The 19,217-nt window shown below is 69.3% G+C and carries 20 protein-coding genes and 1 pseudogene; 9 read left to right on the plus strand and 12 right to left on the minus strand.

The window, feature by feature from the left end:
* The first annotated feature begins 41 nt into the window (after window positions 1-41).
* On the plus strand, window positions 42-938 hold the full coding sequence (locus tag AB0H49_RS29405) for an SDR family NAD(P)-dependent oxidoreductase (RefSeq protein WP_357256061.1): 897 nt from the start codon (window positions 42-44) through the stop codon (window positions 936-938).
* Window positions 939-1,011: 73 nt separating this feature from the next.
* Here AB0H49_RS29405 and AB0H49_RS29410 read toward each other — a convergent pair whose 3' ends face one another.
* The 3 genes from AB0H49_RS29410 to AB0H49_RS29420 all read right to left on the minus strand — a co-directional run bounded on the left by AB0H49_RS29410 (window position 1,012) and on the right by AB0H49_RS29420 (window position 3,596).
* Window positions 1,012-1,194, minus strand: coding sequence for a toxin-antitoxin system HicB family antitoxin (locus tag AB0H49_RS29410; RefSeq protein WP_357256063.1), 183 nt, complete (start codon window positions 1,192-1,194; stop codon window positions 1,012-1,014).
* 9 nt (window positions 1,195-1,203) lie between these two features.
* Complete coding sequence (locus AB0H49_RS29415) at window positions 1,204-2,088, minus strand: SPFH domain-containing protein (protein WP_355004086.1); 885 nt, start codon at window positions 2,086-2,088, stop codon at window positions 1,204-1,206.
* A 134-nt stretch (window positions 2,089-2,222) separates the two neighbouring features.
* The gene (locus AB0H49_RS29420; protein ID WP_357256065.1) at window positions 2,223-3,596 is read right to left on the minus strand and encodes an FAD-binding oxidoreductase; all 1,374 of its coding nucleotides are present in this window, start codon (window positions 3,594-3,596) and stop codon (window positions 2,223-2,225) included.
* A 71-nt stretch (window positions 3,597-3,667) separates the two neighbouring features.
* Here AB0H49_RS29420 and AB0H49_RS29425 point away from each other — a divergent pair, with 71 nt between their 5' ends.
* Window positions 3,668-4,615 (plus strand): LysR substrate-binding domain-containing protein, encoded by a 948-nt coding sequence (locus AB0H49_RS29425; RefSeq protein WP_355004088.1) that lies wholly within the window; start codon window positions 3,668-3,670, stop codon window positions 4,613-4,615.
* A 244-nt stretch (window positions 4,616-4,859) separates the two neighbouring features.
* Window positions 4,860-5,450, plus strand: a complete 591-nt coding sequence (locus AB0H49_RS29430) for a hypothetical protein (protein ID WP_355004089.1) — start codon at window positions 4,860-4,862, stop codon at window positions 5,448-5,450.
* A gap of 123 nt (window positions 5,451-5,573) precedes the next feature.
* Here the strand turns inward: AB0H49_RS29430 and AB0H49_RS29435 are convergent, their stop codons facing one another.
* The 4 genes from AB0H49_RS29435 to AB0H49_RS29450 all read right to left on the minus strand — a co-directional run bounded on the left by AB0H49_RS29435 (window position 5,574) and on the right by AB0H49_RS29450 (window position 10,939).
* On the minus strand, window positions 5,574-6,326 hold the full coding sequence (locus AB0H49_RS29435; protein WP_355004164.1) for an amino acid ABC transporter ATP-binding protein: 753 nt from the start codon (window positions 6,324-6,326) through the stop codon (window positions 5,574-5,576).
* 32 nt (window positions 6,327-6,358) lie between these two features.
* A complete protein-coding gene (locus AB0H49_RS29440) occupies window positions 6,359-7,318 on the minus strand; it encodes an amino acid ABC transporter permease (RefSeq protein WP_355004090.1) in 960 nt (319 codons plus the stop codon).
* Window positions 7,319-7,321: 3 nt separating this feature from the next.
* Window positions 7,322-8,185, minus strand: coding sequence for an ABC transporter substrate-binding protein (locus AB0H49_RS29445; protein WP_355004165.1), 864 nt, complete (start codon window positions 8,183-8,185; stop codon window positions 7,322-7,324).
* A 324-nt stretch (window positions 8,186-8,509) separates the two neighbouring features.
* On the minus strand, window positions 8,510-10,939 hold the full coding sequence (locus tag AB0H49_RS29450; RefSeq protein ID WP_357256068.1) for a nitrate reductase: 2,430 nt from the start codon (window positions 10,937-10,939) through the stop codon (window positions 8,510-8,512).
* A gap of 127 nt (window positions 10,940-11,066) precedes the next feature.
* Between AB0H49_RS29450 and AB0H49_RS29455 the strand changes: the two genes are divergently transcribed.
* Window positions 11,067-12,146 carry an NAD-dependent epimerase/dehydratase family protein gene (locus AB0H49_RS29455; protein WP_357256070.1) on the plus strand — a complete coding sequence of 360 codons (1,080 nt, stop codon included), beginning with the start codon at window positions 11,067-11,069 and terminating at the stop codon, window positions 12,144-12,146.
* A 130-nt stretch (window positions 12,147-12,276) separates the two neighbouring features.
* On the opposite strand, the gene AB0H49_RS29460 is transcribed toward AB0H49_RS29455, so the two are convergent.
* Together AB0H49_RS29460 and AB0H49_RS29465 are read right to left on the minus strand one after the other, a co-directional pair.
* Window positions 12,277-12,615 (minus strand): hypothetical protein, encoded by a 339-nt coding sequence (locus AB0H49_RS29460; RefSeq protein ID WP_355004093.1) that lies wholly within the window; start codon window positions 12,613-12,615, stop codon window positions 12,277-12,279.
* Window positions 12,616-12,671: 56 nt separating this feature from the next.
* Window positions 12,672-13,178: pseudogene (locus AB0H49_RS29465) on the minus strand (hypothetical protein); the annotation flags it as partial.
* A 252-nt stretch (window positions 13,179-13,430) separates the two neighbouring features.
* Here AB0H49_RS29465 and AB0H49_RS29470 point away from each other — a divergent pair.
* Window positions 13,431-13,775 carry a hypothetical protein gene (locus AB0H49_RS29470; RefSeq protein WP_355004094.1) on the plus strand — a complete coding sequence of 115 codons (345 nt, stop codon included), beginning with the start codon at window positions 13,431-13,433 and terminating at the stop codon, window positions 13,773-13,775.
* A 15-nt stretch (window positions 13,776-13,790) separates the two neighbouring features.
* Here AB0H49_RS29470 and AB0H49_RS29475 read toward each other — a convergent pair whose 3' ends face one another.
* Complete coding sequence (locus AB0H49_RS29475) at window positions 13,791-14,876, minus strand: isocitrate/isopropylmalate family dehydrogenase (RefSeq protein WP_355004095.1); 1,086 nt, start codon at window positions 14,874-14,876, stop codon at window positions 13,791-13,793.
* 78 nt (window positions 14,877-14,954) lie between these two features.
* Between AB0H49_RS29475 and AB0H49_RS29480 the strand changes: the two genes are divergently transcribed.
* Together AB0H49_RS29480 and trxA are read left to right on the plus strand one after the other, a co-directional pair.
* A complete protein-coding gene (locus AB0H49_RS29480) occupies window positions 14,955-15,476 on the plus strand; it encodes a 2'-5' RNA ligase family protein (protein WP_355004096.1) in 522 nt (173 codons plus the stop codon).
* Window positions 15,477-15,524: 48 nt separating this feature from the next.
* Complete coding sequence (trxA, locus tag AB0H49_RS29485) at window positions 15,525-15,896, plus strand: thioredoxin (protein WP_355004097.1); 372 nt, start codon at window positions 15,525-15,527, stop codon at window positions 15,894-15,896.
* Window positions 15,897-15,953: 57 nt separating this feature from the next.
* Here the strand turns inward: trxA and AB0H49_RS29490 are convergent, their stop codons facing one another.
* Window positions 15,954-16,379 (minus strand): 2-keto-3-deoxygluconate kinase, encoded by a 426-nt coding sequence (locus AB0H49_RS29490; protein WP_357256073.1) that lies wholly within the window; start codon window positions 16,377-16,379, stop codon window positions 15,954-15,956.
* Window positions 16,380-16,719: 340 nt separating this feature from the next.
* Between AB0H49_RS29490 and AB0H49_RS29495 the strand changes: the two genes are divergently transcribed.
* Complete coding sequence (locus tag AB0H49_RS29495; RefSeq protein WP_355004099.1) at window positions 16,720-17,022, plus strand: DUF6191 domain-containing protein; 303 nt, start codon at window positions 16,720-16,722, stop codon at window positions 17,020-17,022.
* Between the two features lie 165 nt (window positions 17,023-17,187).
* Here the strand turns inward: AB0H49_RS29495 and AB0H49_RS29500 are convergent, their stop codons facing one another.
* Window positions 17,188-18,474 carry a DUF3533 domain-containing protein gene (locus AB0H49_RS29500; RefSeq protein ID WP_357256075.1) on the minus strand — a complete coding sequence of 429 codons (1,287 nt, stop codon included), beginning with the start codon at window positions 18,472-18,474 and terminating at the stop codon, window positions 17,188-17,190.
* A gap of 65 nt (window positions 18,475-18,539) precedes the next feature.
* Here AB0H49_RS29500 and AB0H49_RS29505 point away from each other — a divergent pair, with 65 nt between their 5' ends.
* Complete coding sequence (locus AB0H49_RS29505) at window positions 18,540-19,139, plus strand: TetR/AcrR family transcriptional regulator (RefSeq protein ID WP_357256077.1); 600 nt, start codon at window positions 18,540-18,542, stop codon at window positions 19,137-19,139.
* Window positions 19,140-19,217 lie beyond the last annotated feature (78 nt).

Raw genomic sequence — 19,217 nt, forward strand, 5'->3', positions numbered from 1 at the left:
AAGCATTGTCACGCATGGCAGAAAGTGGCACACTGTGCCATATGACAACGAGCGACAGAACCGTGGTGATCACCGGCGGCACAAGCGGACTCGGCCGCGAATGCGCCAGGGCGCTGGCCGCCGACCCGCACTGGACCGTGGTGGTGACCGGCCGAGACCCGGCGCGCGCCGCGCGGGAGGCGGCCGAGCTCGGAGCCCGCGGCATGGCCTTGGATCTGGGCTCGCTGGCGTCGGTGCGCGAGTTCGCGGACGAACTGCGCGCGGCCGAACTTCCTCCGCTGCGCGGATTGGTCTGCAACGCCGGGCTGCAATTCACCCGCCGCACCTACACCGCCGACGGCGTGGAGGCCACCTTCGGCGTCAATCACCTCGGCCACCTCGCGCTGGTGCACGCGCTGCGCGACGATCTGGTCGCGCCCGCGCGGATCGTCTTGGTGACCTCGGGAACACACGACCCGCGCCGGTTCACCGGCATGCCGCATCCGCTGACCGCCTCGGCGCGCGAACTCGCCCACCCGCCCGCCGCGACCGAAGCCGCGCATCGCGACGGCCGCCGCCGCTACAGCACCTCGAAGCTGGCCAACTTGCAGACCGCCTACGAGCTGGCGCGCAGGCTCGGCGATCAGGGCGTCACGGTGAACGCCTTCGACCCCGGCCTGATGCCGGGGACCGGATTGGCCAGGGACGCAAGCCGGTTCGCGCGAACGCTGTGGGACACAGTGGCCAAGGCCCTCGTGCTGCTGCCCGGCGTCAACACACCCACCCGCTCCGGCGCCGATCTCGCCCGGTTGATGACCGACCCGGCGCTGGCCGCCACCACCGGCCGCCATTTCGTCGGGCGCGCCGAGCGTCCGTCCTCCGCGGCCTCCTACGATCGCGAGGCGCAGCGGGCGCTCTACGACGACAGCGTGGCTCTGATCGCGGAGCTCGCTCGCTGACCGACCCGCGAAACGCCGGAGCAGCGCCTCCCGACGGGGAAGGCGCTACGTCCGTTCGGTTTTCGGCGTCCAACTAGTCGTCCGTGGCGTTTCCGGTTCCCTTGGACTTCGGTTTGCGGCCCGCCTGTTCGAGCGCAAGGCGCAGGGCGTATTCGATCTGTGCGTTGATGCTGCGCAGGTCGTCGGCCGCCCATTTGGCCAAGGCTTCATGGACGGCCGGGTCGAGGCGCAGCAACAGTTTCTTGCGTTCGACCATGGGCCCGGCTCAGCTGTAGAGCGATCCGGCGTTGACCACGGGCTGGGTCGCGCGATCGCCGCACAGCACCACGAGCAGGTTGGACACCATCGCGGCCCGGCGTTCCTCGTCGAGCTCGACGACGCCCTGCGCGGTGAGGCGATCCAGTGCCAGACTCACCATCCCGACCGCTCCCTCCACGATGTGCGTGCGCGCGGCCACCACCTGCGCGGCCTGCTGGCGAACCAGCATGGCCTGGGCGATCTCCGGCGCGTAGGCGAGGTGGGTGATCCTGGCCTCGAGCACCTCGATGCCCGCCATCTCGGTGCGGTCCCGCAGTTCGACGGTCAGTTCCTCGGCCACCTCGGCGCCGTCGCGCAGGCTGGTGCGTTCGGCGTCGTGCGCGTCGTAGGGGTGCGTGGTGGCCAGGTGCCGGACCGCGGCCTCGGACTGGGTCTCCACGTACTCCTCGTAGTCGTCGACGGCGAACGCGGCCTTGAAGCTGTCCACCACGCGGTAGACGACCACCGCCGCGATCTCCACCGGGTTGCCGTCGGCGTCGTTGACCTTCAGCTTCTGCGTCTCGAAGTTGCGCACCCGCAGCGAGATGATCTTGTGGTCGGTCAGCGGCACCACCGAGAAGAAGCCGGGCTCGCTCACCGAGCCGATGTAGCGGCCGAAGAACTGCACCACTTTCGCCTCGTTCGGGTTGACGATCACCAACCCGGTGGCGAGCAGTGCGAGCACCACCACGACCACGGTGGCCGCGATCGCCGCGATCAGCGCCGGTGTGTTCCCGTCCTTGACCGCCGCGACGTACCCCAAAGCGGCCGCGCCGCCGAAGAGAAGGGTCAGCACCAACCAGGCCGACAGCACCAGAAAGCCGTTGACGTGGAATGCGGGCCTGAGCTTCATGACATCCTCCCGGTATCAGAGTGATATCACGAAGATAGCACGCGACCGCCGAGCGGCCAATGGGCGATCAGCCGCCGGCGGCCAATGGGCGATCAGCCGCCGAGCGGCCAATCGCCGCCGGGCGCACCGGTTGCTCAGAGCGCGGGCCGGATGTTGCGGTTGAACCGGAACATGTTGCGCGGGTCGTACTTCGACTTCAGCGCCGCGAGCCGCGCGTAGGTGTCCGGCGCGTAGCCCGCTCGGGTCTGCGCGTCGTCGGCGCCGTCACCCGCGCCGTAGAGGAAGGCCAGGCTGTGGCCGATCGTCCACGGCGCGAGCACCTTTCGGATCGCACCGTGCTCGTCGGGCACGGCGGCGCCCGCGTCGGGCGCGGGCATGGTGATCACCCGGACCACGTACGCGGCCTCGCGCCGGTCGACGGCGACACTCGCGGAGCCCGGCTCGGCGAGCGAGCCGCCGAGGTGGCGGATGTCGACCACGGCATCGATCGCACCGCCGGGACCGGTCGCGGCGGTCAGCGCGGCCAGCGCTTCCTCGGGGAGTTCGCCGAGCACGGCGTTGGTCGCGGCGTAGGCGTGCGGATGGTCCGGATCGCTGTGGATGGTGTGTGATTCGGTGTAGGGCAGCTCGCGCAGATCGTCGCGCAGTCGCGCCCCGACCGCCCGCAGCGGCGCGACCAGGCGCTCCCCCTCGGCGGCCGGTCCGTCGAACGCGATCCGGATCGAGGCGACGTAGCGGCCGCGCAGCGACTCGGGCACCTGCGGGATATCGGGGTAGGTCAGCGTGGCGACGGTCGAGGTCAGCTGGTCGGGCACCGTCGCGGTCCACTGCCGCCAGGTTTCCAGTGCGGCCGCGGCCAGGGGCGTGTCGAACACCAGCTGCCCGCCGTAGACCGTCCGCACCGGAACCAGGTCGATCTCCAGCGCCGTGACCACGCCGAAATTGCCGCCGCTGCCCAGCACCGCGCCGAACAGTTCGTCACCGGGGCGCAGCGTGCGCATCCGGCCGTCCGCGGTGACCAGTTCGATCATTCGCACGTGGTCGGCGGCGTAGCCGAATTTTCTGGCCAGCAGGCCGACTCCGCCGCCGAGCGTGTAGCCGACCACGCCGACCGACGGCGAGGAACCGTTCAGCGGGGCGAGCCCGAACTCCGCCGCCGCCTCGACCAGCGCGCCGGCCCGCACGCCCGCGGCGACCCGCGCGGTCTTCGCCTCGGGATCGATGCGGAGACCGGTCATCCGCGCGGTAGTGATCAGCACCCCGCCCTCGGCGGCCACCGACAGCCCGTGCCCGGTCGCCTGCACGGCGACCGGAAGCTGCTGGCGCGCCGCGTATTCCACCGCGGCCCGGACGTCCTCGGCATGCGCCGCGGCCACCACGAGCGCGGGCCGGTGGGTGTAGGCGGTCTGGAATCCGGCGACCTCCGCCTGGTAACCGGGCTCGCCCGGCCGGAACACCTGGCCGGTGAAGAGGGGGAAATCGGTGGTCTGCGTCGCGTTGTCTGTCATGGCTTCGACGATGCTCGTCCGCGAACGAGAAGTACAACAGATGGTTTCTATCGTTTCTAGAATCGACAGTTATGGAACTGCGCCACCTGCGCTACTTCGTCGCCGTCGCCGAGGAAGCCAACTTCACCCGCGCCGCCGCGCGCCTGCACCTGGCTCAGCCCGGCCTGAGCGCCCAGATCCGGCAATTCGAGCGGGAACTCGGGCAGCCGCTGCTGGACCGCGGCGGGCGCACGGTGACGCTCACCGAAGTCGGCGCGGCCGTATTGCCGCACGCCAAGGCGGCTTTGGCCGCGGCGCAGCGCATCGCCGACACGGTGGACGAGTTCACCGGCCTGTTGCGCGGTCATGTGCGGGTCGGACTCATCTCCGGCGCCGCCCCCGAGGAATTCGATGTCGCGGCGGTGCTCGCCGATTTCCATCACGACCACCCTCGGGTCGCCATCAGCCTCACCGAGGACACCTCCGAGCGCATGCTCGCCGCGCTCGGCCGCGGTGAACTGGACATCGCCCTGGTCGGCCTGAGCGGCGCGGATCTCGGCCCCGGGCTCGGCAAGCAGGTCGTGCTGGACACCGCGGTGGTCGCCGCCGTCGCCGCCGACGACCGCGACCACGGCGCGACCATCCCGCTCGCCGCGCTGCGCGACCAGCCGGTGATCTGCCTGCCCGCGGGCACCGGCGTGCGCGGTGTGTTCGAACGTGCCTGCGCCGCGGCCGGATTCGAGCCGCACGTGGCGTTCGAAGCGGCCGCGCCGCCCCTGCTGCTACGACTGGCCGCGCGCGGACTCGGCGTGGCGGTGGTGCCCGCGCTCACCGCGGCGGAGGCCGCCGCGCACGGGGTCCGGACGCTGCCGATCGTCGAGCCGGAGCTGCGCGGACGACTCGCCCTCGTCTGGCGCACCGACCATCCCGCCGCGCCCGCCACCAAAGTTCTCCTCGGTCAACTTCGCATCGCGCTCGGCGATAGTCCCGGCACCCGCCGACAACCGCGTCCGGAAAATTCGGAGAATACTGGCGAGTAATTTCCACTGAGCCGATCGCCACCTGCCCGAGTGGCGAACTCGCCGATCATCCGGCACCATCGACGGCACTGCCCGCTCCAGTAGACGCTTCCATTGACACTGGTCAACGCACTTGTCAGGGCAAGTTGAATCTCTAATTGCACGAATTACCCGTCAGTGGAAAACGAACCCGAAATTCGCGTCGAATGCGCTGATAGCCCCCTGGACACAAAGTGATTCAAAGGGGCATCATATTCCTTATCCGGTGCCGTTCGTCGGGGGAACGTCAAAGGAAATCGGCAAGGATGATTGGAGTCCAATGTTTATCAAGAAATTGGTGGCAACCGCATTCATGGCCATCGCGGCTACCGGTATAGCCACCGCTACCGGACACGGGGAGGCAGGTCTGGCGGACGTCAGCTTCAGCGGCACGGACGGCGCTGTCGGCTACACGACGACACTGGCGGCCGATCACTCGAGCGCCTCGGTGAATCTCGCTTCCGGCAAGTTCGCCATCACGCCCGACGCGGTCACAGTTCTAGCCGATGACGGCGCGGTCGTCGGCTCCATCCCGACGACGTTCGGGCAGTTCGCCGTCTCACCCGTGGTCAACGCCGCAGGCACCCAGCTGTCGCTGACACCGATCGGCGGACCGACGACCGAGGCGGTCAACTCGCAAGACCTGCCCGGCGTGCAGCAGGCCTGGGGACCGATCTCGATCGCAGTCGGCGCAGCCATCGGCTGCGCGGTCGGCGTCGCGATCGGCATCTGGTTCTTCCTGGTCGGAGCCATCCCCGGATGCGCCATCGGCGCAGCGGTCGGCGCCACCCTCGGCTTCTTCTCACCGTTCCCGTGACAGGTAGCCGAGCGGAATAACCGATGACAACGACAAGCGGGCCGGGCGTGACGCCCGGCCCACTGCTGTCGGCACCTGGTGGAACCGCGAATGAACACCCCGCGGTGGAACCGCGAAAAGGACTCAGAGCAACCGCGACAGGAACGCCTTGGTCCGTTCGTGTTTCGGATCGCTGAGCACCTCGCGCGGCGCTCCCGCTTCCACCACCACGCCGCCGTCCATGAACACCAGCTGGTCGGCGACCTCCCGGGCGAAGCCCATCTCGTGCGTCACCACCACCATGGTCATGCCGCTCTCGGCCAGTTCGCGCATCACCTGCAGCACCTCGCCGACCAGCTCCGGATCCAGCGCCGAGGTCGGCTCGTCGAACAGCATCAGCTTCGGGTCCATGGCCAGCGCCCTGGCGATCGCCACCCGCTGCTGCTGACCGCCGGACAGCTGGGCCGGATAGGCATTGGCCTTGTCGCCCATGCCCACCCGATCGAGCAGCTCGTGGGCGCGGGCCACGGCGTCGGCCTTGCGCACCTTCTTCACCTGCGTCGGCGCCTCGATGATGTTCTCCAGCGCCGTCCGGTGCGGGAACAGGTTGAAGTGCTGGAACACCATGCCGATGTCGCGGCGCTGTTTGGCCGCCTCGCGCGGGTGCAGTTCGTAGAGCTTGTCGCCCTTCTGCCGGTAGCCGACGAGCTCGCCGTCCACGTACAGCCTGCCCGCGTTCACCTGCTCGAGGTGGTTGATGCAGCGCAGGAAGGTGGACTTACCGGAACCGGACGGGCCGATCAGGCACAGCACCTCACCGCGCGCCACTTCCAACGAGATGCCCTTGAGCACCTGCAGCGCGCCGAAGTTCTTGCAGACCCGGTCGGCGACGATCATCCGCGGGGCCGAGTCCTTGTCCATGGAGACCGTCATTTCGCCTTCACCACACTCTGCGCGTCGGCCAGTTCCTGCAACTGCTTGGCGGTCAGCTGCCGGGACGCGCCGCGCGAGTAGTACCGCTCCAGATAGAACTGGCCGACCATCAGCACGCTGGTGATGGCCAGATACCAGGTCGCGGTGACCAGCAGCAGCGGAATCGGCTGGAAGTTCACGCCGTAGATGTCGCGGGCCCGCCCGAACAGGTCGGTGCTGAGCGGGATCGCGGTCACCAGCGAGGTAGTCTTCAGCATGCCGATGAGCTCGTTGCCGGTCGGGGGGATGATCACCCGCATGGCCTGCGGCAGCACGGTGCGCCGCATGGTCTGGGTCCAGGACATGCCCAGCGCGACCGACGCCTCACGCTGACCCTCGCCAACGGAATTGATGCCCGCGCGGACGATCTCGGCCATGTAGGCGGCCTCGTTGAGACCGAGTCCGATCACCGCGAAGGTGAACGCGGCCTGCAACTCCTGCACGTCGAGTTCGAAGAACTGCGGCCCGAACGGCACGCCGAGATGGATCTGCTGATACAGCGAGGGCACCAGGCCCCAGAACACCAGCTGCACGAAGATCGGTGTGCCGCGGAAGATCCAGAGATATACCCAGGCCGTGGAGCGCAGCACCGGATTCGGCGACAGGCGCATCACCGCGAGCACCGTGCCGAGGACGATCGCGATGGCCATCGCCAGTACGGTCAGCTCGAGGGTGACGACCGCGCCCGCGACGATGCGACTGTCGAACAGGTACTTCCAGTAGGTGCCCCACTGGTAGGCGTCATTGGTGGCGGCGCCGTAGACGAACAGTCCGAGCAGCACCAGGATGACGGCGGCGGCGATCCAGCGCCCCGGCCTGCGCAGCGGAACCGCTTTGATCGGTTCGGGTTCGGACGGCGCCGGGACGCCGCCGGGCCCGGGATCACCGGGCACGACGGTGGTGTCGGTGTCGGACATCCGTCAGCTCACGGCCCCGTTGATCACCGACTCGGTGATCGCGCCGTCCTGCACGCCCCAGTTCTCGGTGATCTGCTTGTACTGGCCGCTCTTGATCAGGTGGTTGACCGCGGCCTGCAGGACCTTGGCCAGCGGCGAGCCCTTCGGCACCGCCCAGCCGTAGGGGGCGGAGTCGAACACCGGGCCGGCGGTCTCGATCTTGCCGTTGCTCTGCTTGATGGCGTACGCGGTCACCGGGGAGTCGGCCGACATCGCGTCGACCTGGCCGAGCACCAGCGCGTTGGTCGCGGCGCTCTGCTCGTCGAACGGCTTGATATCGATGGCGGGCTTGCCCTCGGCGACGCACTTGGCGCTCTTGGCGGGCACCTCGTCGGTGTGCTCGACGGTGGTGGCCTGCACCGCGACCTTCTTGCCGCAGGCGTTGTTCGGGTCGATCGGCTTACCGGTCTGCTGGGCCCACTGGATGCCCGCGCTGAAGTAGGTGGTGAAGTCGACCTGCTGCTCGCGTTCCTTCGAGTCGGTGATCGAGGACATGCCGACGTCGTAGGTACCGGCCTGGATCGCCGGAATGATCTTCTCGAAGGCCGACTCCACGTACTCCGCCTCGATACCCAGCACCGAGGTGACGGCGTCCATCAGGTCGACGTCGAAGCCGACGATCTTGCCGCTGGCGTCCTTGTACTCGTTGGGCTGGTAGGGCACGTTCACGCCGATGACCAGCTTGCCGGACTGCTTGATCTTGTCGGGCAGTTGATCGGCGATTTCGGTGACCTTGTCCACCTGCACCTTGGAGACCGCCGGTCCGGTGTCTTCGGTGTTGGTGGTACAGCCCGCGAGCACGAGTGCGGCGCCGGTGAGCGCGCACATCGCCCGCAGGGCCCGCCTGCCAGGCTTGGATCGATCAGACACAGCAGCCCTCCACATTTCGGTTACGAGAAACCCGGGTGTTACCACCCGTTTGGCAATCTAAGCGACCGAGACGTTTCGTGCTGGACAGTAATGGAATTCCACATCGGGTCGTTGCGGACTCCACCCGGTACCGGCTGCCGGTGCGCCGACCGGACACCATACTCCGGAGCCTCACAAACAGCCCGTGTGGGTAGCCACATAATTGCCCGTCCGGCGAAAGCCTTACGTGCTGGTGGCTTCCGCGCGTCACATCGGCACGCGGCCGGGTATCGAAACCTTGGTTCAGGAATCGAGTTCGACCGCGAAGGCCGCGGGGCCGCCCGTGGTGGCGGGAACGGAGGCGTCGACCGGGGCGGACCCGGTCGTCGTCGGCGCGGTGGACGGATCGGCGCCCGGCGCCACCCGCACCAGGTTCGCCGCCGCGGTCTTGAACAGGGGCTGTTTGGACGAGGGGTCCCAGTCGGTGGGGGTGAGTTCGTTCGCGGCCCGGTCGTGGGCGCCGTCCCCGTGATCCCAGTAGCCGTAGTGGAACGGCAGGAACAGCACGCCGGGGCGGATGCGGCCGATGCGGGCGCGGGCCCGCACCGATCCACGTCGCGTCGTCACCGCCACCAGGTCGCCCTCGCCGATCCCCGCGCGTTCGGCGTCGGTGCGCGAGATCTCGACCCAGACCTCCGGCGCTGCCGCCTCCAGCTGCGGTGCGCGGGCGGTCTTCGTCCTGGTGTGGAAGTGGTACAACGTTCGCCCGGTGACCAGCGCGAACGGATGGTCCTCGGTGGGCGTCTCGCGCGCGTGCACGTAGTCGGCCGATTTGATGATCGCCTTGCCGTCCGGGTTCAGCGCCCGGTACTCGGCGGGCTCCACCGGCTTCCCGGAGAGCAGGTCCTTGCCATAGGACTCGCACTCGTCGGGCGCGCTCCAGAACCGCCCGTCGGTATAGAGCCGCTCGGTGCCGTCCGGATGCGTGCTGTCGCAGGGCCATTGGATGCCCGAGCCCGCCCGCAACCTCGCGTACGTCAGGCCGCTGTAGTCGCACGGACGTCCGGCCGTGCACGCCTTCCACGCCTCGAACGCCGACTCCGGATCGTGCCAGTGGATCAGCGGGCCGCCGTCCCGGTCGCGAAAGTCCATGCGGCGGGCGTAGTCCAGGAAAATGTCGAGATCGGACTTCGCCTCTCCCGGCGGGTCGACGGCCCGCTCCGAGAGGTGCACGGTGCGGTCGGCGTTGGTGAACGCGCCGGTCTTCTCGCCCCACGCCGCGGCGGGCAGCACCACATCGGCCATCGCCGCGGTCTCGGTCGGGAAGATGTCCTGCACCACGAGGAACAGGTCCTCGCGCGCGAGGACCGACCTGACGCGCGCCAGCTCCGGCAGCGACACCGCCGGGTTGGTGGCGCTCACCCACAGCATCCGGATATCGCCCTGCTCGGCGTCCCGGATCATCCGCATGACGTGGGTCGGCGGTCCGGAGTGCGGGATCCGATCCGGATCGACCCGCCACCGCTCGGCCAGCTCGGCGACGTGCGCGTCGTTGGCCCAGTTGCGAAAGCCAGCCATGTCACCGTCGGCGCCGCATTCGCGGGTGTTCTGCGCCGTCGGCTGACCGTTCATCTGCAATACGCCGCAGCCGGGCCGCCCGAGCATCCCCCGGATCAGGTGGATGTTGTTGACCTGCACCGCCGCCGCGGTCGCCTGATGGGATTGGTAGAAACCCTGGAGCACCGTGGACAGCAGCCGCGGCGCGGTACCGAGCAGGCGGGCCGTTTCGCGGATGTGCCCGGCCGGAACACCACAGATCCGTGCCGCCCGCTCCGGGAAGCATTCGCTCACCCGGGTACGCAATTCGTCGAAGCCGACGGTGTGCTCGCGGATGTACTCGTGATCCACCCACCCGTTGGCGATGATCTCGTGCAGCAGGGCGTTCATCAGCGCGACATTGGTGCCGGGCAGGGGCGCGAGGTGGACTGCGGCGTGCTCAGCGACCGGGGTGTAGCGCGGGTCGACGCACACGATCGCGGGCGGGTTCGGTCCGGCGAGCCGGTCGAGGATCCGCGCCCACAGCACCGTCTGCGTCTCGGCGACGTTGTGCCCGAACAGCGCGATGACGTCGGCGTGGTCGACGTCGGTGTACGAGCCGGGCTGGCCGTCGCAGCCGAAGGACTGCTTCAGCGCCTCCGCGGCCGTCGCCGTGCAGAGCCGGGTGTTCCCGTCGACGTGGTTGGTGCCGATGCCCGCGTGGGCGAGCACGCTCAGCGTGTAGTACTCCTCCAGGAACAGCTGGCCGGAGGTGTAGAAGCCGATCGCCGAGGGCCCGTGCCGCTCGAGCAGGCTCTCGCTGTGCCGCACGATGCGGTCCATGGCCGTGTCCCAATCGGTCTCGACCAGTTCGCCGTCGCGGCGGACGAGCGGGCGGGTCAGGCGATCGGGCGACGCATTGGCCTGCCAGGCGAACAGATCCTTCGGTCCGAGCCTGCCGCGGTTGACCCGGTCGACCGCACGGCCGCGCACCCCGACCATTCGGCCGTCCAAGACCGCGATGTCGAGCGCGTCGCCGTTGGAGCTCATGACCGAGGCGGACGGCACCCACCGCTGCACGGCCTCGGGTTCCACGCCGTCGGCCAGATACATGTCGACCCGTTCGGGCCACTGCTGTCCGGCGGCGTAGGCGAACCTGCGCCCCCAGGGGTCGGCGATTCGATCTCGGGTCTCCATACCGCGCGCGTACCCGCCGAGGGACGCGGCACGCCTGAACTGCGGCGACATCTCGCACGGTGGTTTGAACCGACCGCCGCGTGGTACTGCGGCCCACGTCCGACATCTCCGGTGGTGAGGAGTGGCCATGCGCGTCGTCGTGGTGGGTGCTACGGGCAATATCGGCACCTCGGTGGTCTCGGCGTTGGCGGCCGAACCGGTGGTGACCTCGATCGTGGGGGTGGCGCGTCGCGCGCCGTCGACCCTGCCGTCCGGGATGGAATTCGCCGGCGCCGACGTGCGCATGGACGATCTCGGCCGGGTCTTCCGCAACGCCGACGCTGTCGTGCACCTGGCGTGGCTGTTCCAGCCGACCCACCGGCCGGAGGTCACCTGGCGCGCCAACGTCATCGGGACCCAGCGGGTGCTCGCCGCCGCGGTGGCCGAAGGCGTGCCCGCCGTGGTCTGCGCCTCGTCGATCGGCGCGTACTCCCCCGCGCGCGACGACGATCCGGTCGACGAGTCGTGGCCCACCGACGGCTGGCCACTCGCGGCGTACACGAGGGAGAAGGCCTACGTCGAGCGCGTGCTCGACGCGTTCGAAACCGAGCATCCCGAGACACGGGTGGTGCGCATGCGGCCGTCGTTCGTCTTCCAGCGCGCCTCGGCCAGCGAGCAGCGCCGCCTGTTCGCCGGGCCGCTGCTGCCGCACCCGCTGGTCCGCCCGGGAACTCTTCCGATCCTTCCGGTGCCGCGCGGCTTGCGCATGCAGGCGCTGCACAGCCACGACGCGGGCCGCGCCTTCGCCCGCGCCGCCGTCACCGACGCCCGCGGCGCGTTCAACATCGCCGCGGACCCGGTGCTCGACCGTGCGCGCCTCGGCGAACTCTTCGACGCCAGGACCGTAGAAGTGCCGGCGAGCACGGTCCGCGCGGCCCTCTCGACAGCATGGCGGCTGCGCCTCGCGCCCACACCGCCCGGCCTCTTCGACGCGCTGCTGCGACTGCCGATCATGGACACCGGCCGCGCGCGGACCGAACTGGACTGGACACCGCGCCACACCGCCGTCGAAACGCTGCGCGAGGTGCTGGACGGGTTCCGCGCCAACGCGGGCGGCGACACTCCCCCGCTCGCGTCGGACGCGGGCGGACGGTTCCGCATCAAGGAATTCGCGTCGGGAGTGGGCGGTCGCGATCCGGTCGACGTGTGGGGCGTGCCCGCGCACTAGGATCAACGCCGTCTCGCGATCGCGCGACGTGGCAGGCGACCAGCGAGCCTCGATCTCGCAGGTTCATGCAATCAGGAACGTAGCGTCGTCACGAAAGCAGCGCACGCGATCCCCCGCCAGCAAATCGTCGTCAGCGATGCCCGGCCAACGTGGTGATCACCGGATCGGGCTCGGGCTCCTGGGCCAGGGCGAACGGCGTGAGCGGCAGGATGTCGTCGGTGTCGACCAGCGTCGCGATATGTTGCAGCACAACGCCTTCGCGCAGCGCCCACGGGCTCACCTCGAGGCGTTCGATGTTCAGCGCCGCCATCGTGGCTTCGGCGACCATGGCCCCCGCGAGGATCTGGCGGGCCCGCGGCTGGGAGACGCCGCGCAGCTGGGCGCGTTGGCGCGCGGAGAGCTTCGCGAGGCGGCGCGTGATCCGGCGGGCTTGGGCCTGGCGCAGCTCGCGGGTGGCGAACGGCGACACTCCTCTATGTGTTCGCGCAACAGGCCGACCTCGTGCAAATCGGGCGGATCGCCGCGCAGGTACGCGCGGGTCAGCCGTCCGGCGCCGAGCGGTAGCGAGAGCGCGAGCTCCGGTTCGTCGTCGCGGCCGAGGGCCAGTTCCATCGAGCCGCCGCCGATGTCGAGCACCAGCAGCGGCCCGGCCCGCCACCCGTACCACCGGCGCACCGCCAGATAGGTCAGCCGCGCTTCCTGGGCGCCGGTGAGAAACTGCGGGCGGATACCCGCGGCCCGCTCGACGCCGTCGAGCACCGACTCCCGGTTCGGCGCGTCCCGGATCGCGGCGGTGACGAACGCGTAGAAACTCTCGATCTCGTAGCGCCGCGCCGCCTGCAGGATGCGGGACACCGCGGTCGCGGTCCGCTCGATCCCGGCGTCGCCGATCTCCCCGTCCGCGTCGATGTCCTCCGCCAGCACCACCGGTTCCTTCAGCGCCCGGATGGGCAGCGGCGGCGCGCCGGGCGACGCGTCCACGACCAGAAATTGCGCCGAGTTCGACCCCAGATCCAGAACACCGAGCCTCACCCGGAGGCACTACCCGGTCCCCGCTCGTTTACACCGCTCCGACCGGCGCGCATGCGCCGACACAGGGCGCAGCCACCGCTCCCCACGGCGCGCGACACCCTCGACGACCAGCTCTCCCTCGGCCCGCTGTGGCGCGGCGGCAGCGAAACAACGCGGGCACGCCGGTGGGCGCCACGCGCGAGCGCGGGTTGCCCGCGGTGGCGTCGAATGCGACGCGCCGGAGATGTCCGGTTTTCCCTCTACACTGGGCGCGTGCGTGTTCGACGGCTGATCGCCCTGTCCTTCGTGGCCCTGCTCGCCCCACTCGGCGCTGCCGCCTGCACCGTGGAGGGGCCCGGCACCAAGTCCGAGTGCAATGTCGGCGGGTGCACCGTGACCTTCACCCGCGGCGTGGACGCCAAGGCCAATATCCTCGGCATCGACGCGGAACTCGTCGCGGTGAACGGCAACACGGTCACCCTGAAGATCGGCGGCCAGCAGGTCGACGTCCCGGTCGGTGAGACCCAGCCCGCCGAAGGCATGAACGTCACGGTCCAAGAGGTGACCGACGAGAAGGTGGTCGTCAAGATCGCCTCGGGGCTGAACAGCGGCAACTGAGGCCGCCCGCCGGGTTCAGCGGCGGTGCACCCGCGCGCACACCTGCTCGGTGAACTCCGCCGTCGAGGCCTGACCACCCAGATCCGCGGTCGCGATGCCCGCCGCGAAGGTGGCGGCGACCGCCCGTTCGATGCGGTCGGCGGCGTCGCTCGCCGCGGCGTCCGCGTCGCGAGTTCCCAACCAGCGCAGCAACATCGCCGCGGACAGCTGTAGCGCCACCGGGTTGGCGCGGTTGTGTCCGGCCAGCGTCGGCGCGGCGCCGTGCACCGCCTGCGCCATCGCGCGGGTCGCCGAACAATTCAGCGAGGCGGCCATGCCGAGCGAACCGCTCAGCTCGCCCGCCAGATCGGACAGGATGTCGCCGAACAGATTCTCGGTGACCAGCACGTCGAAATCGCCCGCGGCGCGGACCAGATGCGCGGCCGTGGCGTCCACGTGCTCGTCGTCCACCTCGACGCCGGGGTAGGCGCGCGCCACCTCGTAGCAGACGTCGCGGAACAGTCCCATGGTCATCGGCAGCACGTTCGCCTTGTGCACGATGGTCACCCGCTTGCGGCGGGCCGAGGCCAGCCGGAAGGCCTCGTGCGCGATCAGCTCGCAGGCCCGCCGGGTCACCACGCCGACGGCCATGGCCATGTCGCGGGTCGGCTGGAACTCGCCCGACCCGGCGAACATATTGCGGTCGGCGTAGAATCCCTCGCTGTTCTCGCGCACGATCACCAGGTCGATATCCGGCGCCGCCGACCGCACACCGGGAAAGGCGCGGGCCGGGCGGATGTTGGCGAACAGGCCGAACTGCTTGCGGATCGCGCCGCCCGGCGCCACCGCGCCGCGATGCTCGGCTGGATAGGACGCGTTGTCGTGCGGTCCGAGGACCCACGCGTCGAGTTCCTCGAGCCCGCGCAGCGTGTGTTCCGGCAGCGCGGCGCCGAACTCCTCGATAGCGCGGTGACCCATCGGCAACTCCACCCACTCCACCGCGGGCGCGCCGGCCGCCGCCAGCGCCTCGTCCACGACCACCCTGGTCGCGCGCACCACCTCGGGACCGATCCCGTCGCCCTCGATCAATCCCAGTCGCACCGCTGTCCTCGCTAGCTTCACCGGGCAATCCTCTCGCCGACGCCTCGCCGCACCGGAACCGGCCCGCGGCACCGGCCGCGCGGCTACGTTGGAAAGATCATGGTGCAGTCGGTCGAATTGCTGGTGGACGACGCGGCCGAGGCGGAGATTCGGCGGCAGTGGGCGCTGCTCGCGGAGGCCGGACTGCCGAGTGTCACGGCGAAGGCGATCGAGACCCATCGCCCGCACATCACGATCGCCGTGGCCAGACAGATCTGGCCGCGCATCGACCACGCACTCGACCAGCTGATCTTCCGGCCATTCCCGGTACGGCTCGGCGGGGTGCTGGTGTTCGGGGCGCGGCACCCGATTCTCGTTCGGCTGGTGGTTCCCTCCGAGCAACTGCTCACGCTGCAAAGGCGGGTCTACGACGTCGTGTCGCCGTGTCCCGGCGCGCCCGCGAACCTGCGTCCGGACGCGTGGACGCCGCATATCACGCTGGCCAGGCGGGTATCGGTCCGGCAGCTCGGCACTGCGGTACACGCCGTAGCCGCCGACCGTGATTTCCCCGCGACCATCGTGGGTATCCGGCGATGGGACGGCGACCAACGGCGGGAGTGGCCGGTGGCCCGTGGAAGATAAGAGACGAGCCCGGCGTTACAGCTGGCAACATTCGAACGAGAGGACGTCATGGCCACCCAGACGCTGACCCAGCAGAACTTCGATGAGGTAGTCACCGGAAACGACGTGGTACTCGTCGATTTCTGGGCCGAGTGGTGCGGTCCGTGCAAGAGCTTCGCGCCGACTTTCGAGGCCTCCTCGACCAAGCACCCGGACGTCGTCCACGGCAAGGTCGACACCGAATCCGAGCAGGGTCTCGCGGCCGCCGCGAACATCCGCTCCATCCCGACCATCATGGCGTTCCGCGAGGGTGTGCTGGTGTTCGCGCAACCGGGCGCGCTGCCCCCGGCCGCGCTCGAGGATCTGGTCACCCAGGTGAAGGCCCTCGACATGGACGAGGTCCGCAAGCAGCTCGCCGAGCAGCAGTCCGCTTCCGAATAGGCCGAGCCGACGGATCGGGCCGGGCACCCCCAGCGGGGCGCCCGGCCCATCGTGCTTTCAGGAACCGAGTCGGTTGATACCGGAAATCATCGCGCGGACAATGGATTCGGCGCCGTCGTCGGCGACCGCCGCGCCCCACCCGCGCTTGCCGTCGAGTTCGCACCGGACGAAGGTCGCGGTGCCGCCCGCGGTGCGGCGCTGGTGGAACTGCAAGATCTCCACGGGGTAGCCCTCCTCGTAGAGAGCCGAGGTGAGGGCGGCGACCGGGCTGCCGGTGGTGGCCACCGTGCGCAGGTGGTCGGCGAACTCGAGCGTCGCGGTGCACTCCGCGTTGCGGTGACCGCCGGCGAATTCACTGAGCCGGACCGGACCGGTGTGCCCGCAGTAGCGGTCGTAGAACTCCGTCGGCGTCATCCCGGCGGCTTCCGCCCGCAGCCCCTTGGGCGCGGCGGCGATGAAAGTCTGCGTATCAAGAGTGAGCATGGTCATTGTGAGGTAGGTCTTCCCGAAGAATGTCGGCGGAGGGGACCAGCGTCAACACATCAGTAGCCCGCAGCGAGGGGGCCGGTCCGAATCAGACCCCGCTACGGCGGGTTACTACGAGAAGTCGCGCGTGCGCCACCACCGCGGTAAGCGGAATTAGCGCAACGCGGTCGCGGTCTGCGACTCGGAGCGCTGCGCTGTGGCGGTCGGCGGGATTCGGCACGGCATCGAGGATAGGCACTGCGAAGCCCGATAGCAACCTTTTCGTACCCCCGTTTCCTCTACTCACGAGTATCATCACCGCAGCTCACACCGCACGCGGCGCGGGTACCTATGTGGCATGGGTCTCGTCGCCATGACCATCCCCGGTCTCGCCATCCTGCTCGTCGCGCTCGCCTGCACCGAGGTCCTCTGGAATCGCCTCACCGGCAGCCGTCTGCTTCCCTGGACCAAACGCCGCACCGGCCACCCGCTTTCCGCCACCGGCTTCGAAGAGGTGACCGCGGTCTTCCAAGGCTCCAAGCACTACGAGTTCGAACAGCGCCAGACCACCCTCATGCACCGCGAGACCATGTCCGATGGCGCGCCGCCTCGCGACGAGGTGGATCTGAGCACCGGCGCGGCGCGATTGGTCCGCCGGTAGTCGTAGCGCGTCCTCGGCACGCCGGTCGCGCCCCGTGGGAACGTCCTTCAGCCACGCCTACAAGGGACGCTGGCACGCACCAAGTACGCACCGGCACAGCGTGATTCGTCGTGGAGAGCGGCCGCGGACAGTTCGAGATCCGCGGCCGCTCTGGCCCGGTAGGACTCACACCGCCGTGACGGGGATCGCGACCGGCGCCGGATCCGATGCGGCGGCGCGGTCCAGGCCGCGGCGATCGTAGAGGTGGGTGGCGAGGACGCCGAGGACGAGGCCGATGGCCAATCCGAGCACGGTCATCCAAAGGCCTTGGCCGAGACCGGCTTCGGCATGCGCGTCGAAGAAGAGGATCGCGCGCACGGCCAGGTAGATCTGGTGCATGGGTTCGAAGGCGGCCAGATTCGAGATGTAGGACGGCGTGGCCTCCAGCGGGACGGTGGCGGCCGAGGAGGGCAGTCCGAGCACCACGAACAGGATCAGGTTCACCAGCAGGCCCGCGGTACCGAAGGCCGCGAGCACCGCGAGCGCGGTGACGCCGACGGCGATGATGGCCAGGGTGCCGTACAGCCACAGCAGCGGCCCGTTGCCGAGTGGGACGCCCACTACCGTTGCGACGCCGAGGAATACCGCCGACAGAATGGGCGCCGCGGTGGCGATGACGCCCCACTTGACCAGCAGGGTGCGCAGCCGTGAGACGCCGGTGGCGGGCGGATGCACGAACCAGGGTCCGAACTCGGTCGGCGTGAAGCCGAGCACCGAATCGACGAGCGTGTGAATGATCATGGCGCCGGTGAATCCGGCGAGCAGCAGGATCAGTGTGTAGAAGAACGCGACCAGACCCTGCCCGGCGCCGTCGTCCATTGGCCGGTAGGGAGCCGTGATCACCTGCACCGGATCGGAGAGCGAAAGCCTTGCCGCGCCGCTCATCTCGACGGGGGTTCCGTTCGCGAGCGCGGCGTTCACCTGGTCGGTGAGGTTCTTGCCGACGGTCTCGTTCACCCTGACCAGCGCGCGGTCGGCGATCCGCTGCATGATGCCGGTCGTGTAGGGCCCGACGCGGGGATTGGTCTGCACGGTGATGACCGGTCGCTCGATCTCACCAGGTACCACCGCGCCAGCGCCGAGAATGGCGAGTCGCTTGGTGAAGTCCGAGGGGATGACGATGGCGCCGTACACCTCGGCGTTCTGCAACTGGTTGCGCGCCTCGGCGATGCCGACGACGCGCAGATCGACCGTCTCCGAGGGGATCTCGGCAACCAGTCCGTCGGTGACCTGGGCGCCGAAGTTCGCAGGCTTGCCGTCGATCGTGTCTCCGACGTCCTGGTTCACCAGCGCGACGGGAAAGTCGTGCAGGTTCGTCTCGGTATTGCTGGCGTAGCCGAGGTACATGGTGGCGAGCAACGCCGCGAACACCATCAACACGGCGATCGGGGCGGTGAAGGTCCGAACCGTCATACCGGAAAATGTAGGCAGTGCCTACAAAGTAGTCAACGACTACATGTTGTTATCCTGCATACACCATGTCGATCACCCGAGGCCGCGCCTATCACCACGGCGACCTGCGCGCCGAGCTGCTCCAGCGCGCCGAGGCCACGCTGCGGGAATCCGGTGTCGACGGCTTGTCCCTGCGACAGCTTGCCCGCGACGTCGGGGTCAGCCACGCGGCACCGACCCGGCATTTCAAGGACAAGCAGGCGTTGCTCGACGCCCTGGCGGTGTCCGGGTTTCAGCAGCTGGGCGCCGCGCTCGAGCGGACCGCGCCGAGCGACTCCTTCGGCGGACGCATCCGCGAGATGGCGCGAACCTACCTGCGCTTCGCGACGGAGAACTCGGCGCTGCTCGCGCTGATGTTCGCGCGCAGGCACAGCCCGGCCGCGGGCGACGCGATGTCGGAGGCCGTCGACCGCGCCTTCGCGGCGCCGGTCGCGCTGATCGCGGACGCGCAGGCGCGCGGGGAGGTCACCGCGGGCGAACCACGGCGCATCGCCCTTTCGGCTGTCGCCGCACTCCAGGGCCTGGCCACCTTCGTCAGTTCCGGCGTGATCGCCGGCGAAGCCGCCGACGAGCTCCTGGACGAGATGACCACCCACATGATGGACGGCCTGCGCCCACGCCGGTAAACCTAGACCCGACCCTGGCACACCCCTCGCCCGAGCCCCCGCGCGGGGCCCGTACGCGAATCCCGCCTTCCCACACAT

It is taken from the genome of Nocardia sp. NPDC050713, assembly GCF_040654315.1.
Classification (GTDB): Bacteria; Actinomycetota; Actinomycetes; order Mycobacteriales; family Mycobacteriaceae; genus Nocardia.